The following is a 16,420-nucleotide window of genomic DNA, read 5'->3' as shown; positions in this document are numbered from 1 at the left end:
GTTCCTGCCATAGAGGTTAACGCCATATATCGCGCTGTACGGAATCGGGTTGTCCAGTCGGTACCGGGTCGAAACCTCCGACCAGCCACTATCCGAATTCGAGTGCGGCCAGGTCACGTTCGCATGCCTGCACGAGCGCGGGTCGCCGCTGCGCCGCGTGCCGCAATTGCGCCTCCAATTCACCGACCCGCAAATCGGTTTCCACCATGCGGGCGGCGGCACTGCCGAGCACTTCGTCGGTGAGCCGCTCCTCGGCGTCCACCAGGGCGGTGGCGACCCGCTGTTCCAGTCCGGCGCGGGCGTCGACCAGTGCGTCGGCGACCCATTGCCGCAGGTGAGCGCCCTCGGCGAGGCGTCGGCGGGCACGCACCACCCAGCCCGCGCCGGCGGCACCCAGGACCAGACTGATCGGCATGATCGCGTAGTCGAAGGCCTGCAACAGGGCCAGCGGCGTCACCAGCAGCCGCCCCAGCCCGAACCCCGCCGAGGCCCCCAGCACCAGCATCAGGTGGTCCTCCACGCCCCGCAGCCGCGGGCCCGGCGCCGGCGCGGCCCGCGACACCCGGTCCGCGGCGGCCGGAAAAGATATATGCCATTCCTCCGCGACGGATTCCTCGACCTGACGGCACAATTCGCCGATCCGGGACCGAATCGACCGATCCATCTCCTGTGTGAGTTTTTCCACACAATCGCCGACCCGCGCCGGAAATTCGGCGAGCGCATTCCGCGCCAACCCGTCGATCTCATCCCGCAACTCCCCGTGCAACCCGCGAATCCGCGCCCCCACCTCGTGCAACAGCTCCACGCGAGCCAACTGGGCCCGATTCCGCACCACGCTCAACGCCGCCCCGCGACCTCCGTCCCCCACCGCCAGCAATCGCGCCCGCTCCGCCCGCAACCCCGCCACGTCCCCGCCGTCCCGCACCTTCCCCAACTGCCCCCGAATCCGCCGCCGTGTCTCCTCCAGCACCCGCTCCCGCACGATCGCCACCTGATCCCCGACCGCGCCCGCCCCGGCCGCCGCCACCAACCGCGCGTGCAACAACCCCACCCCCGACCGATCCAGCAGCGCCGCATCCCCCGCCGCACGCCCCACCGCCGCCATCCGCGCCGACACCGGCACGATCTCCTCCCCGCCGCCACCCGCCTCGGCCAGCAGCTCCGAATCCAGCTTCCGCACCTCCCGCCACTCCCGATGCGCGTGAATCCCGTCCAACGCGAACACGATCCGCGTCCCGTCGGCGCACAACCCCCGCACCCGGCCCAGCAGCTCCTCCCCGATCAGGGCACCGGCATCGAGCACCACGAGCGCCACCCGATGCGGACGGGCCGGGTCACCGCCGACGAGATCGATGTGCGGCCGGAACCGGGCCAGTTCCACCCGCAACGCCGCCGCGTGCGATTCGTCACCGCCGATGAGCGCGACCGCCGTGGCCTGCCTCGGCGCCGCCATCCCCCGCAGCAACGCCAGACCGTGCGGATTCCAGCGCATGACAATGGTTTCCACTGCTTCGGGCAGCTCGCCCGCCGTGGCGGCGGTCGGCACCGCCGCATCGGCCACGCGCGGAGCGATACCGGGAACCACGTCCCTCGAGGCGGCACCAGCGCTGCGGTGACCTGCCGAGGGCTGTTCCGACTCCGTGACCGTCACCCTGGACAACGGCGGCAGCGCCAGCCCACCGCCGAACGCCCCGGGACCGGGCTCCTCCATCGGCCGGCGTTCCGGCATTGCCGAAACACGTACCGGCGGCGGCAATTCGAGGCCGTTATCCGGGCGCGCGGCGTCCGGCTTCGGCTCGGGCAGCGGTGAATCGTCGGAGCTCGGTGCTGACATCAACACCGCTGATTCGTTTCAGGGGGTGTGGTCGGCTTGGCCGCGAGAGGTTCGCCGGCCGCTGGTGGCGGCTTCGTAGCGGCGGTGCAGTTCGCGGTGGAGCGGATCGATTCCGCTGGCGCAGTGCAGGATTTGCAGAAGGCGCCACGCGGGGAGTTCGGGAGCGCGGCGCAGGGCGGTCAGGGCGCACGAGACGCCGTGCAGGTCCCAGCGGTCGAGTAGAGCGTGGCGGGCTTCGGGATCGGGGGCGCGGTCCGGGGCGGCGAACAGGTCATGGGAGAGGGTGAGCGGCGGGTCCGGATCGTCGCGGTGGCGGCGCAGTGTGTTCAGGTCGGCGTCGGTGAGGGTGCCCGAGCGGGTGTGCGCGGCCAGCGTGGCGACCACGGGGAAGACGGGGAGATCGAGATCGGAGGCGAGCGCTTCGGCCGCGGTGGCCGCGTCGGACCAGCGCACGCCGATGGCATCGGCCTTGTTGAGGACGACCAGGGTGCGGTCGGGCGCGAGGGTGGCCAGGAGGCGGCGGTCGGCCGCGTCGGCGTGGCCGGGGAGGACATAGAGGAGAAGATCGGCGTCGAGGGTGGGGTTCGGACGGCCGGGACGGTCGATCGGACGGGTTTCCTCGGCGGTGAGCAGGGAGAGGGCGCGGCAGAGCGTGGTTTTTCCGGCGCGAGCGCGGCCGGCGACCTGGATGCGCGGCGTTCGCCGGGGCGGCACGCGGGCAGCGTAACGGGCGGATGCGGAGGTGGGGGCGGAAAACTCTCACGGAACTCACAATCAAGACCACGCGGTCGGGGAAGCGGGCTCACCCGCACCCCGCGAAAGGTGGTGGAAATGGCAACTACCCCAAGGTGAGTCACCATCGCGCGTGGTCGCAGCGGCGTGTCCGGTGCGGCGTCCGGCCTGGCAGCCGGATTGATCTTGGCCGTCGGAACCCGTGGTCGATTGCTGCGCTAAGGATCGAATACTGGACAATGGACGCCGTGAACGACGCCGCGAACCCCTCTGCCGAGCCAGCTCCCGGGCCGCGGTCCGCCGACCCCGCCGGTGACCCCGGTCACCCGGAGAACCCCGCCGCCGAGTCGGAGCAGACCGCCGGCCGCGAGCGCCCCGTCGGCGGCAACCGGCTCTATCCCCGGGTCACCAGCTTCCGCGCCCGCCGCGGCGCGGTGTCACCCGCCCGCCAGGACGCCTGGGATCGGGTGTGGCCGGTGATCGGCAAGGACGTGTCCGACGAAAAGCTGGACGCCGACGCCTGGTTCGGCCGTTCGGCCCCGCTGATCATCGAGATCGGCTGCGGCACCGGCACGGCCACCGCGGCGATGGCGCAGGCCGAGCCGCAGTTCAACCTGATCGGCATCGAGGTCTACAAGCCGGGTCTGGCGCAGCTGGTGCAGCGGGTGGAGCGCGAGGAGATCGACAATCTCCGGCTGCTGCGCGGCGATGCCGTGGATGTCCTGGAAAATATGATTGCTCCCGAATCGCTGACAGGCGTGCGCGTGTTCTTTCCGGACCCGTGGCCCAAGGCCCGCCATCACAAGCGGCGGCTGTTGCAGCCGGAAACCTTCGCACTCATCGCAAGTCGGCTGATTCCGGGCGGCGTGTTGCACGTCGCGACCGACCACGCGGACTACGCGGAGTGGATCGGCCTGTACGGCAATGCGGAACCCCAGCTCATCGGCATGAACGAGCCCACCGGCGGGGACCCCGAGGCGTATCGAAACAAGGCACCGATTGGTTTCGAACGTCCGATTACCAAGTTCGAAAACAAAGGACTCCGCGCGGGTAGCGCCATCACCGAGTTCATCTGGGGGAAGATCGAATCATGAGCGTCAGTGAGATGACCCCGGAGGTCGCGGAAGTTGCCGGAATAATGCACGGCGGCGACTCGACCGGACTACAGGGCACCACCGGGCTCCACGGCAACGCAGCCGTAGCCATTGGCGGCACCGCCACCGACGTACGCCGCGTGCTGTTGGTCTGGGATGCACCGAATCTCGATATGGGCCTGGGCGCCATCCTCGGCGGCCGCCCCACCGCCGCCTACCGCCCGCGCTTCGACGCGCTGGGCCGCTGGCTGCTGGCCCGCACCGCCGAACTCTCGGTGGGCAGCACCACCCGGGTGGAGCCCGAGGCCACCGTCTTCACCAATATCGCCCCCGGCACCGCCGATGTGGTGCGACCCTGGGTCGAGGCGCTGCGCAATGTCGGTTACGCCGTCTTCGCCAAACCCAAGATCGACGAAGACTCCGATGTGGACAGCGACATGCTCGGCCACATCGAGCTACGCCGCCGCGGCGCCGGACTGGCCGGGATCATGGTGGCCTCCGCCGACGGGCAGGCGTTCCGCGCGCCCCTCGAGGAGATCGCCGCTTCCGGCGTGCCTGTTCAGGTACTGGGTTTCCGCGAGCACGCGAGTTGGGCCGTCACGTCGGATATTCTCGAATTCATCGACCTCGAGGACATCCCGGGCGTGTTCCGTGAACCGCTGCCCAGGGTCAGCCTCGACTCGCTGCCCGACGAGGGTGCGTGGCTGCAGCCGTTCCGGCCGCTGTCGGCCCTGCTCACCTCCCGCCCCGCTCAAGGAGTCGCTTAGTGTTCACCCGCTGGGGCGACCTGGTCTACAAGCTGCGCTACACCGTCCTGGGTGTGGTCGTCGCCGCACTGCTCTCGTTGGGAGCGTTCGGGTTCGGGCTGGAGGACCATCTCAGCTCCAGCGGATGGGACGACCCGACCTCGGAGTCGACCGCGGCCGCGCAGCTCAAGGACAAGGTTTACAACCGCGACCACAACAGCGACGTGGTGCTGCTGTACACCGCGCCCGACGGCAAGACCGTCGACGATCCGGCGTGGAGCCAGAAGGTCATCCAGTCCCTGAACGACCTGCCCAAGCAGCACCCGGAGATCACGCAGGTCAACGCGTCGCCGTGGAAGACCGAGACCGGTCAGCAGCTGGCGCAGGCGGTGAGCCCGGATCGCAAGCACGCCTTCGCGACGGTCGCCATCAAGGGCGACAACGACACCGAGATCATGCGCAACTACCGGAATGTGAAGAACGCCTTCACCGTTCCGGATGTGACGGTCGAGGTCGGCGGCATGCAGCCGATCGCGGGCACCCTGAACGACACCATGGCGCAGGACCAGAAGCGCATGGAGATCATCGCGATTCCGGTGGTCGCGGTGTTGCTGTTCTTCATCTTCGGCGGTGTCGTCGCGGCCGCGCTGCCGCTGATCATCGGTGGCCTCACCGTGCTCGGCGCGAACGGCATCGTCATGGGGATCACGAAGTTCACCGAGGTGAATTCGTTCGTCTCCCCGGTGGTTTCGATGATCGGCCTGGGCCTGGCCATCGACTACGGGTTGTTCATCGTGAGTCGCTTCCGTGAGGAAGTGGCCGACGGCTACGACACCAAATCGGCGGTGCGGCGCTCGGTGCAGACCGCGGGCCGCACGGTCGTCTTCTCCGCGACCATGATCATCGCCGCCAGCGCCGGCATGCTGCTGTTCCCGCAGGGCTTCCTGAAGTCCGTGGCGTACGGCACCATCGCGACCGTCGCGCTGGCCGCGGTCTCCGCGCTCACCGTCCTGCCCGCGCTGCTGTCCATTCTGGGGCCGCGCGTGGATGCCCTGGGCCTCAAGCGCTTCCGCAAGGAGAAGACCACCGAGGAGATCGAGAACGGCTTCTGGGGCCGGATGACCGCGTGGGTCATGAAGCACCCGCTGAAGGTGGCCATCCCGATCACCATCGGCCTGCTGCTGCTCATCATCCCGGTGAAGAACCTGCAGTTCGGCGGTATCTCGGAAACCTATCTGCCGCCCGACAACTCGACGCGTCTGGCGCAGCAGCACTTCGACGAAGTGTTCCCGATGCGCAAGTCCGATCCGCTGCAACTGGTCATCATCACCGACGATTCGCGCAGTGTCGGACCGCTGATCAGCGAGGCCAACGCGAGCACGCCGGGCCTGCTGTCCAGCGGCAAGTTCCAGATCCCGTCGAAGCCGCCGAACGGCTCCAACGTGTGGGTCTCGGAAGGCCGCCTGGAGAAGGGCGCGGACAAGGCCGCCGCCATCGACTCGCTGCGCGCCATGGAGGTGCCCGAGGGCGTCGACATGATGATCACCGGTCAGCCCGCCATCGAACAGGATTCGATCAGCGCGCTGCTGGACCGCATGCCGTTGATGATCGCGCTGGTGGTGCTGGTGACCACCATCCTGATGTTCCTCACCTTCGGCTCGCTGGTGCTGCCCATCAAGGCGGCGCTGATGAGCGCGCTCGGCCTGGGGTCCACGCTCGGCATCCTGACCTGGATCTTCATCGACGGTCACGGCGCGGGTCTGTTGAACTTCACGCCGCAGCCGATCATGTCGCCGGTGCTGGTGCTGATCATCTCCGTGGTCTACGGCCTGTCCATCGACTACGAGGTGTTCCTGCTCTCCCGCATGGTGGAGTCGCGCACGCAAGGCGCGAGCACCACCGAGGCGGTGCGCGCGGGCACCGCGCAGACCGGCCGCATCATCACCGCGGCCGCGCTCATCCTGCTGGTCGTCACGGGCGCGTTCGCGTTCTCCGACCTGGTGATGATGCAGTACATCGCCTACGGCATGGTGGCGGCGCTGTTCATCGACGCGACCGTGCTGCGCATGCTGCTGGTCCCGGCCACCATGAAGCTGCTCGGCGACGACTGCTGGTGGGCGCCCAAGTGGATGAAGAAGATCCAGCAGAAGATCGGCCTGGGCGAGCCCATCCTCGACGATGAGCGGCCCGGCGGCGGCGAGGTGGTGGACCTGGTCAAGACCACCCCGATCACCGACCCGGTCACCATGCAGATCCCGATCGTCTCCGACGGTTCCACGCCCGCGCGCCCGCGCAAGCCGCGCCCGCGCCGCACCGTCGACGTGGACAGCGAGGCCCCGACCCAGCGCATCGACACGGTGACGCCGGCCGAGTCCACGCCGCCCGCCGACAACGCGCCGCAACCGCCGGAAAACACGGAGCAGCAGGCGGAGAGCGTCGCGCCCGCTCCGGAAGCACACCGCCCCCCGACCGGATTCCCTTCCGCCACAGTGCGTCCCGGCTTCGGCGTCACGCCGTCGACCACCGCGCCCCCGGCCTTCGCCAAGCCCGCGGGCATCAGCGAACCCAGCACCGAGGCGACCTTCGGTCCGTCCGTGGAGACCTTCGGCACCGCGTCGGAGACCTACGGCGCGCCCGTGGAGTCGGTTCCGCCGCTGGCCCCGCGCCGGGTGATCAGCGCGGCCGCCGCGGAAGCGCCGACCACCGAACTCGGTTCCGTCCCGCCGGTCGCCCCGGCCGGGCCCGCCGAGTCCGCCGCGCCCCGCGGTCCGGTGACCCCGATCGGCGACTTCGCCTCGCCCGCACGCGGTTCCGCCCCCGGCCTGCCGCAGCGCAAGCCCGAACAGCCCGCCGAGAGCCAGGCGTACAGCCAGGACGTGAGTTTCACGCCCCCGCCCGCCCCGGTCACGCCGCCGAGTTCGATGCCGTCGATCTCGCAGCCCGCACCGCCGGCCACCCCGGTCCCGCAGCCCGAGGCGACACCGCCCACCTCCACGGTCGGGTCCGAGCGGGTGCTCCCGCCGCCCACGCCGAAGATCGCGCCGCATCCGGCGACCCGGGCCCAGCTGTACCAGCCGCAGCCGGAGGGCGAGCAGCCCGCGCCGGAAGCCGCTCCCCCGGAACACCATCCGGCGCATCACGCGGCCGGTGAGCTGGCCGAGGACGGCGGCGGGCGCAGCAGCATCGAGCAGTGGATGTCGGATCTGCGCACCTCCCGTCGTCGCCCCGGCAAGCCGGACGAGGACGACGCCAAGCACCGCGGTGGTGAGGGGCGGCAGGTGAGCGTCAACGAACTGCTGCGGCGCCAGAACGACGACTGACGCGACATGAAAAAGGGGAGGCCCGGCCGAATTCTCGGCCGGGCCTCCCTTTTTCGCCGCCCTAGGTGCGGGCGTTCAGGTCGGCGAAGGCCCGCGCGTAGCGGGTGCCGACCATCAGCAGCAGGACACCCACCACCAGGAACGCGGCCGCGCGCAGCAGTCCGGCCAGGGTGGCCAGGTCGAACAGGAACAGCTTGGCCAGGGCCGCGCCGGTGAGCAGCAGGCCCGCCACCAGCGCCACCTTCGCCTGCGGCGACTTGCGTGAGAGGCGGCGCAGGCCGAACAGCAGGGCGGCGGTGGCCGCCGCCATCCAGATCACCGTGGCGATGCCGTGTCCGGCCAGGAACCCGTCGCGGCTGCCGGTGGCGACGCCGAGCGAGACGGTCAGGGCGGTCACCGCGTACAGCCCGCCGATCCCGGCGAACACCGACAGGACGGTGGCGTCGGACTCCCGATCGAGCAGGCCCAGGCGACGCGCGGTCCAGGCCGCGACCGCCAGCACCGCGAGCAGGAACACCGCCGACAACGCGGTCGGAATACCCAGGTGCGCTTCGGCTTCCGACTGCCCGGCCAGGGTGGCCGGGTCCGCGCGGAACAGGAAGGCGAGCGCGCCCAGCCCGCCGTACGCCGCGCCGAGCGCCGCCGCGAACCGCGACCGCTGCTGTCCGGCCACCGCCAGGAAGCCCATGGCGACCACGAACAGCGCCGTCGGCAGCGTCTGCACCTCGGTCACGCCGACACACGCCTCGAGCAGCGCGACCGCGCCGGCCAGCGCGGACACCACCGCCAGGTGGCCCGGAATCCGGACGGCGGCACCGAGTTTCGGCACCCACGGCAGCGCCGCTACCAGCAGCAGTACCGCCGCGACGGCGCCGGCCACCACCGTCGGCCCGGTGCGCCCGGAGAACAGCACGGGCGCGGCCAGCATCGGCACGGTCGCCGCACCGAAGCTCAGGCTCGCGGTCACGTCGCCCGCCCGCAGCCGCCCGGCGAGCACCGCACCGGCCAGCCCGGTCACCGCGATGACGATCGCCGCGGCCAGCGCCTGATACCGGTCCGGCCCCGCGCCCGAATCGAAGGCCGTGCCGACCACCGCGAGCAGGGTCACCAGCACCGCCGGAATCGTCCGAATCACGTGCAGCCACGGCCAATCCCGCACCACCTGCACCGGCAGCGCGGCGATCTGCAACACGATCAGGAAGCCGACCAACAGCATCAACTCGGTCGAGACGAACGGCGCGAGCACCGCCGCCCCGGCGGTGACCAGCACGGCCAGACCCTGGGAGTTCCACCGCATGGCGAGCGCCACGCCCCCGGCCGCGATCCCGAACGCCACCACATACCCGACCACGGGATCCAGCCACCGGTACATCGTGGTCATGGCGACCACATCCAGATATCCCCCGGCGATACCCGTGGCCGCCAACGCGATTCCCCCGACCCGGCCACCCGGCTTGGCGAACACCCGCGCCCCGACCCCCACCAGAGCGGCCGAGAACAGGCCACCAGCAACAACTCTCGGCACCGGTCCGAAGAACCCGGCCTGCGCCGCCAGCACCAGCAGCATGACCACACCGATCAACGTGACCGCCACCCCGGCCACGGCCAGCACCCGGCTGATCACCCCTTCCCGCTGCCACCACGGCTCCCGAACCGGCCGCCCGGCCACCACGCGCCGCTGCTGCGGCAACCCGGGCATCGGCGACAGCGGCTGCGCGCCCGGACCGGCCCACCCCGGCCGAGCCGCGCCGACCGGACCCGGAACAGGCTGCCCCGCAGGCATTCCCATCGGACCCGTGGGCGGGATCCAGCCGGGAGCGGGCGGAGTCGGAACCCCCTGCTGTACAGGCCATCCCGGCACACCCACGGGTGGCTGCCCCCACATGGGCACAGCTCCGGCCGGACCGGGCCCCGGCGCATTCCAGGCCGGTACCTCCTGCCCCGTCGGAACGGTTCCCTGAACGGGCTGTCCGCCCTGCTCCGCTCCGGCGACGCCCGTGCCGGCCTCGGTCTGTGCCGCGGTACGCATGGCTTCGGCGAGGACCTGCCTGTGCAGGGTGTCGAGGTCGCGGCCGAGGACGTTCAGGTGCTCGCCGAGCGAGGTGAACTCGGTCGACAGCCGCGCGATCAGGCGGGGATCGATGGCGGGATTCATGCCGACAATGCTCCCGACCTGGCGGTTTCACCACATGAGTAGAAACACCCGGGCGGCCGGGCGACTATTACCCGCCCGCGCGCGGGGCCTGCGGCTCGAGGTCGAACAGATTGCGGGAGGTCGGCGAAGTGGGAATCGCGGCGGGGTCCGGATAGGTGCCCAGCACCCGGTCGGCGGTGCCCGAGGTGGTGACGGTGAACCAGTAGTGCTCGTTCTTGAAATGGTGATGGCGGTGGTTGATCCACGTCGCCCGATACAGGCGCGACTTGGGCTTGTAGTCGGTGTGGATCAGGTAGTGCGTCCACTCGTAGGCCAGGCCCATGACGCCGACGGTCATCAGAAACGTCAGTCCGAGCCCCGGGCGCGGGAAGGCGAACGCGGCGAGGACGATCAGGACCGGGACCAGCCACAGCAGGGTCTGCCAGGGGATGAAGATCAGCGGAACGTCGCGGGGCGCGGCGTGGTGGCGGCGGTGGTCGCGGGCCAGCCGGGAGTCGAGGGTCAGTCCCGCAACGGTTTTCGGCCGCCAGTGCAGCACGCTGGTGTGGATCACCCACTCCACGAACGGGAAGATCGCCACCGCGACCAGGGGGATGAGGGCGTCGGTGTACTGCCAGTCCCCGACCGCGAGGCGTCCGGCGGTCGCCGCCACCGCCATGCCGCCGATCATCCAGGGCGACGGGTGATGGGTGAATTCGCGGGCGGCCGCGCCGAGCTCGCGCGGGAGCCGCTTCCTGGGTGGTGTGGGCATGTGCGCCTCCATTCGGTTCTTGCCCGAACCTAGAAGGCGTATTGGTAAGATGTCAAGTGGTAAGACCAGTACTGCCAGCTGCTGTTTCCCCTCACCGAGGAGTTGGTCTAGGACAATTCCGCCAGCGCGGCGGCGAAGGCGTTCGAGCCGAGCGTCAAGAGTTCCGCGGCCCGGGCCCGCGCCCCCGATTCGTCCCCGGCCAGAATCGCTTCGCGCAGTTGGCCGTACAGGTCGGCGCGCCCGGTCTCGGCGTCCATCACCGCCGCGAGCGCCTCGATGGCCGGTTCGTACACCCGGCGCAGGCTGTTGAAGATCAGCCGGTAGGCGAGCGAATCCGCCAGGTCGACCACGATCTCCCAGAACTCGAGCGCCAGCCGCTGCCGGGCCACCGGGTCGGCGCCGCCCGCGACGGCCGCGGCCGCCGCGGCCAGGTCGGCGCGCAATTGCTCGGTGCCGCCCTTGCGGCCCGCCAGGCCCGCGATCTCGGTGCCGATGGCTTGCCGCGCTTCGAGCACGCTGCCGATCACCGCGGCGTCGAGCCGTCCGCCGGGCGCGACCAGCAGCGGCAGCAGTTCCGGCCCGGCGGCGCGCCGGAAGTCCCGGACCACCGTCGCGTCACCGTGCCGCACCTGGACGAGTCCGGCCTGTTCGAGCCGGCGCAGCGCCTCGCGCACCACCGGCCGCGACACCCCGAACGCCTCGGCCAGCTTGCGCTCGCTCGGCAGCGTCTCGCCGGCGGCGATGGCGTCGCTGACGATCTGCTCGCTGAGTTGCGCGAAGACCTCGTCCGCGATGGACGCCCGGGCAATCGGTTGCAGGATCACCTGACCGACGGTATTGAGCCGGTGACCGGATATCAACTGATCAGACCACCGGCCACCCTGGCCGGGTGGGTGAACGGGACCGGGTCAGGCGGGATGCGGTGCGGTGGCCCGCGCGATGGTGGCTCGAATCTCGGCCGTGATCAGGTCCGGAGCTTCCAGCATCGGGACATGGCCCAGGTCCGGCAGGTTTCGCACCTCGACGGACTCGGTCGGATCCAGCGGCGCGTAGACATGCGGGGGCAGCACCCGGTCGTGTTCGGGCAGCAGGATCGTGGTGGGGATATCGAGCTCGGCCAGCCGATTGAACCCGACGGGCAGCTCCGCGTCGGTCGCGAGGTCGTCGACGATGGCGCATTCGGTGATGGCCGCGGTCATGGCCTTGGCGAGCGGATTCGGCACGGCGGCGGGCCGGTAGGCGAGCAGCGGCAGCAGCAGGCTGCGCAACAGCGACGGCATGGTCGGCTGCTGGCCGGGGCCCAGCCCGATGAGCGGTCCGAAGGCGCGGAACCGGCGCAGCAGCGAGTCCGCGGCGGCGGGGGTGCGCCACAGTCCGGCGGGCGCGATGGCGGTGCAGGAGCGGGCCCGGCCGCGGGCGGCGAGTTCCAGGGCGATCCAGCCGCCCAGCGAGTTGCCCGCGATATGGACCGTGTCCCAACCGGATTCGTCGAGCAGCCGTTCGCAGTGGTCGACCAGCGCGGTCACGGTGGCGGGACGCGCGGCCTCGGGTCCGCCCCAATGTCCCGGCAGGGTGGGGGCGAGCACGGTGTGGCTCGCCGCCAGGTCGTCGAGCACGCCGCCCCAGGACTGCCAGGTGAGCAGCACGCCGTGCAACAGCAACAGCGGTTCGCCGCGGCCGGTTCGATGCACTGCCTCGGGGGCCGGGACGCCTTCCACCATGGGCGTGACCCTACCGTCCGGCTCCGGCTCCCGCCGACCGGTTCACGCCCCGTTGAGGAAGCGCTTCCAGTTCGTCCCGAACGGGTGCTTGGCGGTGACGGAGCTGAACCGCAGGCTCCCGTGCACGATGATGTGCAGCGGACCCATCGGCGGCCCACTGCGCACCTTGGTGTTGGCGCTGGACCCGATCAGGTCGATGGCATTGAGGTCCACGGTCGCCTCGGCGGGCAGGATGAGTTCCAGCGAGCTGCAGGTGTCGTTCACGTGGATCTCCACCACCTGGGTGGACATGACGGCCTGGGTGAAGTCCAGGTGCACGCTGCCCATCATGCTGTTCAGCACGAGGCTGGGCGGCACGTGCCAGACGCCCCTGCGGTGCACGCTCGACATGCGCGCGCGAATCACATTGCCGGGCATGGGTTGTGGCAGGCGCGGCGGCCCGCTCACGAATCGGGGCTGCGGCGCCACGTACGGCGGCGCGGCGGGGGCGGGCTGCCCGACCAGCCGGACCCCCGGCAGATCGATCAACACCGCGTTGAGTTCGCCGCGGGTCTTGGCCGCGAGCGCGGTGTCCATGCGCTCGGTGAATTCCCCCAGCGACAGCATGCCCAGCCCGACCGCTCGCTGCAGCAGCCGGCCGACATGTTCGCGTTCTACATCAGATACCCGTAGATCCCGGTCGCCGATCACGGTGCCGGTCTCGAGCGCGGAAACCGCTTCAGGACCTCCCATGTCTTCGAGGCTAGCGAGCCCGGGCAGGTCATCGCATCAGGGCAATCCCTGAACCGCTCCCCTACTCGAGGCCCTGTTCGATGGCGTACCGGGTCAGTTCGACGCGATTGCCGAGCTGGAGTTTGCGCAGCGTGGACTGCACGTGGTTCTCGACGGTGCGGTGGCTCAGGCCCAGCCGGGTGGCGATCTGCCTGGCGGACAAGCCTTTCGCCACCATCCGCAGCACTTCGGTCTCGCGGTCGGTGAGCGCGGGCCGGTGGGGTTCGCCGCGATCGGCAGGGGTGTTGGCGATGCGGCGGAATTCACCGAGCACCAGCCCGGCCAGGCCGGGGGTGAACACCGCTTGCCCGGCGGCGGTGGCGTGCACGGCGTCGAGGAGTTCGGTGGCCGAGGCGCTCTTGACCAGGTAGCCGGTGGCCCCGGCTTTGATGGCGTCGAGCACGTCATCGCGTTCGGCCGACGCGGACAGCACCAGCACCCGGGTGCGCGGGGAGACCCGCAGCACCTCGGCGGTGGCGTCGGCGCCATTGCCGTCGGGGAGCTGCATGTCCATCAGCACGACGGCCGGGCGGACGGCGGCGGCGCGGGCTCCGGCCGAGCGGACGCCGTCGGCGGTGGCGACCACGTCGAATCCGGCCTCGGCCAGGTCGCGGGCGACGCCGTCGCGCCAGATCGGGTGGTCGTCGACCACCATCACGGTGATCCGGTCCGCCGCTTCGCTCATGTCCGCCTCCGCTCTGATTGTGGCCGTTCGACGGGAATCCGGAACTCCCATTCCGCGCCCGCCCCTTCGTCGCCGTCCTCGGGCACCGCTTCGAACAGCAGCTGCGCGGTGCCGCCGAGCGCGGCGACCCGGCCGATGATGGAGCGCGAAACACCCATGCGCCCTTGCCCTTCGGCCTCGGCGAGCCGCCCGGGCGGAATGCCCGGCCCGTCGTCGCGCACGCTCACGATCATCTCGTCACCCATATCCTCCAGCAGCACATAGGCTTTCGCGCCCGGTCCGGCGTGCTGAACCACATTCGCCAAGGCGGCGGCGACGGCCGCGGCGACCTCGCGGGCCGCCCAGTGCCCGAGCAGCACCGGATCGCCGGGCGTGGAGACGAAGACGGACGGCGTGGTCTGCGCGGTGAGCAGCGGCCGCAGATCCTCGTCCACCCCGCTGACGTCGGCGGGTTCGCCCTGTTCGGAGATGAGCACCCGCAGGGCGACCTCCTGCTCCCCCGCCCGCTGCGCCAGTTCCGCTGTCGGCCCGCCGATCTCGTTCCCGCGCCGCTTGATGTAGCTGAGCACCTGGAGGACGCCGTCGTGCACCTGACGGGCCAGGCGTTCGCGTTCCTGAGCGGCGGCGGTGAGCCGGATGGCCCGCTGGAGTTGCGCGTGGGCGCGGCGAGCGGTGTTGGAGGCCAGGCCCAGGGCCAGGCCCACCGAGATCAGCACCGGCAGCGTGGCGTCGCGCCAGACGTCGACATCCCATTGGGCGCGGGCCGTGATGACGGCGGCGGAGACCACCAGCCCCGAGCAGATACCGCCGAACGGCCCCCACAGGATCGCCGCGGAGACCACGGCATTGGCGGCCCACAGCGTGGTGGGCAGGGTCTGATGGCCGTGGTACCAGTCGTACGGCGCGACCAGCCGGGTGGCGAAGATGAGGGCGATCACCACCACGTGGTCGCCGATCACCACCCCGGTGCGCACCCGCGGCTCGTTGCGGATCCGCCACTGCGACAACAGGATCGCGGAGATGCCCGACCACACCGCCATGACCGCGATCAGCGCCCAGCTGAGCCGCTGATTGGTGTAGTGCGGCACCGAGGCCACCTGCTGGCCGACCGCGTACAGCAGGGTGATCAGCCGGAAGGCCTGCACCGCCCGCCACAGCGGCGCGGTGGCGGCCCAGGCGGGATCGGGCCCGGTCCCGCTCGGCGCCGGTTCGGTCCCGCGCCCCACTCAGTCCTCCATGACCGCTCGGCCGTCGGGACCGTCGGGTTTGGCGGCGTACATGGGTTGGTCCGGATCGCCGGTGTGCAGTTCCTGATACGCCTCCTCGGGCGAATCGGCGAGCAGCGAGCGCATGGCGGTATTGACCACGGCCACGAACGGCACCGCCAGCAGACCGCCCGCGAGCCCGGCCAGCACCACGCCCGCCGCGATGGCCAGCACCACGGCCAGCGGGTGGATGCGCACCGCGCGGCCCATCAGCAGTGGTTGCAGCACATGGCCTTCCAGTTGCATGACCGCGACCGTGATGCCCAGCACGATGAGCGCGGTGACCAGGCCCTTGGTCATGAGCGCGATGAACACCGCCACCGAGCCCGCGATGAAGGAACCCACGATCGGGATGAACGCGCCGATGAAGACCAGCGAGGCCAGCGGAAGCGCCAGCGGCACATTGAGAATCGCCAGGCCCGCGCCGATGCCGATGGCGTCCACCGCCGCGACCAGCACGGTGGCCCGGACGAAGCCGGTGAGGGTGCCGAAGCCGAGCCGCCCGGCCTCCCGCACCCGGGCGCGATGCGCGGTCGGGACGATGCGGGTGCAGAACTCCCAGATCTGGTCGCCGCCGTAGAGGAAGAAGATGAGGATGAACAGCGTCAGGAACGTGCCGGTGAAGAACTCGCCGATGACGGTGGCGGTGGTGAGCGCCCCGTTGGTGAGCGCGTCCTTGTTGGATTCGACGGTCTTGACGATGGTGTCGCCCGCATTGCGAATCTGATCGTTGCTCAGGTGCAGCGGCCCGTTGATCAGCCAGTCCTGCACCTGGTGCACGGAGGTCTTGAACTCGTCGGACAGCTGCGGCACACCGGAGACGAACTGTTCCACGACGAAGGTCATGATCCCGGCCAGGATCCCGAGCGACCCGATCAGCGCGACCAGCACGCCGATGGCCCGCGGCACCCCGAACCGCTGCATCCAATTGACCAGCGGCGCCATCAGAGCCGCGCCCAGCAGCGCGATGGAAATCGGAATCGTCACCGTCGACAGCCGCCGCGCCAGATACGCGACCGCGACCACCGCCGCCAGAATGATGAGCAGCCGCCAGCACCATTCCGCGGTCTGCCGGACGAGCGGGTGCACAGCCTCCGCATCGCGCCGCCGTACTCCGCCGGGCTCGTCGGATCTGCTGGACAGTGCCTGCTCCTCGCTCACACCGGCGAGCCTACTGTGCCCGAGCAGCTCCCCGCCCTAGGCGCGTGCCGGAAAACACCGTTCCGACCTGCCTTTCTCAGGCGATCGCAGAGTGGTTCGCGGCGCGTCTCGTTCTGGACCGAGTGGAGCGGGGGAGCGAAGCGGAGGAGCGGAGGGAGGGAAGAACGAGACCTCCTGCGCCGCGA

At 70.5% G+C, this 16,420-nt stretch carries 13 protein-coding genes; 3 read left to right on the top strand and 10 right to left on the bottom strand.

What is annotated here, in order from left to right:
- Positions 1–88: 88 nt before the first annotated feature.
- Positions 89–1,561, bottom strand: coding sequence for a hypothetical protein (locus ABZ382_RS26775; RefSeq protein ID WP_357094135.1), 1,473 nt, complete (start codon positions 1,559–1,561; stop codon positions 89–91).
- Between the two features lie 291 nt (positions 1,562–1,852).
- A complete protein-coding gene (locus tag ABZ382_RS26770; protein WP_357094133.1) occupies positions 1,853–2,548 on the bottom strand; it encodes a GTPase domain-containing protein in 696 nt (231 codons plus the stop codon).
- Between the two features lie 257 nt (positions 2,549–2,805).
- Here ABZ382_RS26770 and trmB point away from each other — a divergent pair, with 257 nt between their 5' ends.
- From trmB to ABZ382_RS26755, 3 genes are read left to right on the top strand one after another with little or no spacing between them, the layout of a single operon-like run.
- Positions 2,806–3,660, top strand: coding sequence for a tRNA (guanosine(46)-N7)-methyltransferase TrmB (gene trmB, locus ABZ382_RS26765; protein WP_357094645.1), 855 nt, complete (start codon positions 2,806–2,808; stop codon positions 3,658–3,660).
- Complete coding sequence (locus ABZ382_RS26760; RefSeq protein WP_357094131.1) at positions 3,657–4,427, top strand: NYN domain-containing protein; 771 nt, start codon at positions 3,657–3,659, stop codon at positions 4,425–4,427. The genes trmB and ABZ382_RS26760 overlap by 4 nt, the downstream gene beginning before the upstream one ends.
- Positions 4,427–7,726 (top strand): MMPL family transporter, encoded by a 3,300-nt coding sequence (locus ABZ382_RS26755; RefSeq protein ID WP_357094129.1) that lies wholly within the window; start codon positions 4,427–4,429, stop codon positions 7,724–7,726. The genes ABZ382_RS26760 and ABZ382_RS26755 overlap by 1 nt, the downstream gene beginning before the upstream one ends.
- Before the next feature lie 61 nt (positions 7,727–7,787).
- Here ABZ382_RS26755 and ABZ382_RS26750 read toward each other — a convergent pair whose 3' ends face one another.
- The 8 genes from ABZ382_RS26750 to ABZ382_RS26715 all read right to left on the bottom strand — a co-directional run bounded on the left by ABZ382_RS26750 (position 7,788) and on the right by ABZ382_RS26715 (position 16,217).
- Positions 7,788–9,881, bottom strand: a complete 2,094-nt coding sequence (locus ABZ382_RS26750; RefSeq protein WP_357094126.1) for a DUF2339 domain-containing protein — start codon at positions 9,879–9,881, stop codon at positions 7,788–7,790.
- A gap of 67 nt (positions 9,882–9,948) precedes the next feature.
- A complete protein-coding gene (locus ABZ382_RS26745) occupies positions 9,949–10,632 on the bottom strand; it encodes a sterol desaturase family protein (RefSeq protein ID WP_357094125.1) in 684 nt (227 codons plus the stop codon).
- 107 nt (positions 10,633–10,739) lie between these two features.
- Entirely contained in the window at positions 10,740–11,456 is a 717-nt protein-coding gene (locus tag ABZ382_RS26740) for a GntR family transcriptional regulator (RefSeq protein WP_357094122.1), read from the bottom strand.
- Positions 11,457–11,540: 84 nt separating this feature from the next.
- The gene (locus ABZ382_RS26735) at positions 11,541–12,353 is read right to left on the bottom strand and encodes an alpha/beta fold hydrolase (RefSeq protein ID WP_357094120.1); all 813 of its coding nucleotides are present in this window, start codon (positions 12,351–12,353) and stop codon (positions 11,541–11,543) included.
- Positions 12,354–12,395: 42 nt separating this feature from the next.
- Entirely contained in the window at positions 12,396–13,040 is a 645-nt protein-coding gene (locus ABZ382_RS26730; protein WP_357094643.1) for a DUF1707 domain-containing protein, read from the bottom strand.
- A gap of 106 nt (positions 13,041–13,146) precedes the next feature.
- Positions 13,147–13,809, bottom strand: a complete 663-nt coding sequence (locus tag ABZ382_RS26725; RefSeq protein ID WP_357094118.1) for a response regulator transcription factor — start codon at positions 13,807–13,809, stop codon at positions 13,147–13,149.
- Complete coding sequence (locus ABZ382_RS26720) at positions 13,806–14,966, bottom strand: DUF5931 domain-containing protein (protein ID WP_357094640.1); 1,161 nt, start codon at positions 14,964–14,966, stop codon at positions 13,806–13,808. Before ABZ382_RS26720 ends, ABZ382_RS26725 begins: the two co-directional genes overlap by 4 nt.
- 69 nt (positions 14,967–15,035) lie before the next feature.
- Positions 15,036–16,217 carry an AI-2E family transporter gene (locus ABZ382_RS26715; protein WP_357094637.1) on the bottom strand — a complete coding sequence of 394 codons (1,182 nt, stop codon included), beginning with the start codon at positions 16,215–16,217 and terminating at the stop codon, positions 15,036–15,038.
- Positions 16,218–16,420: the final 203 nt, after the last annotated feature.

Source organism: Nocardia sp. NPDC005825, assembly GCF_040630175.1.
GTDB lineage: Bacteria > Actinomycetota > Actinomycetes > Mycobacteriales > Mycobacteriaceae > Nocardia.
The sequence above is the reverse complement of the archived record's forward strand: the minus strand, read 5'-3'. Positions and strand labels throughout refer to the sequence as shown.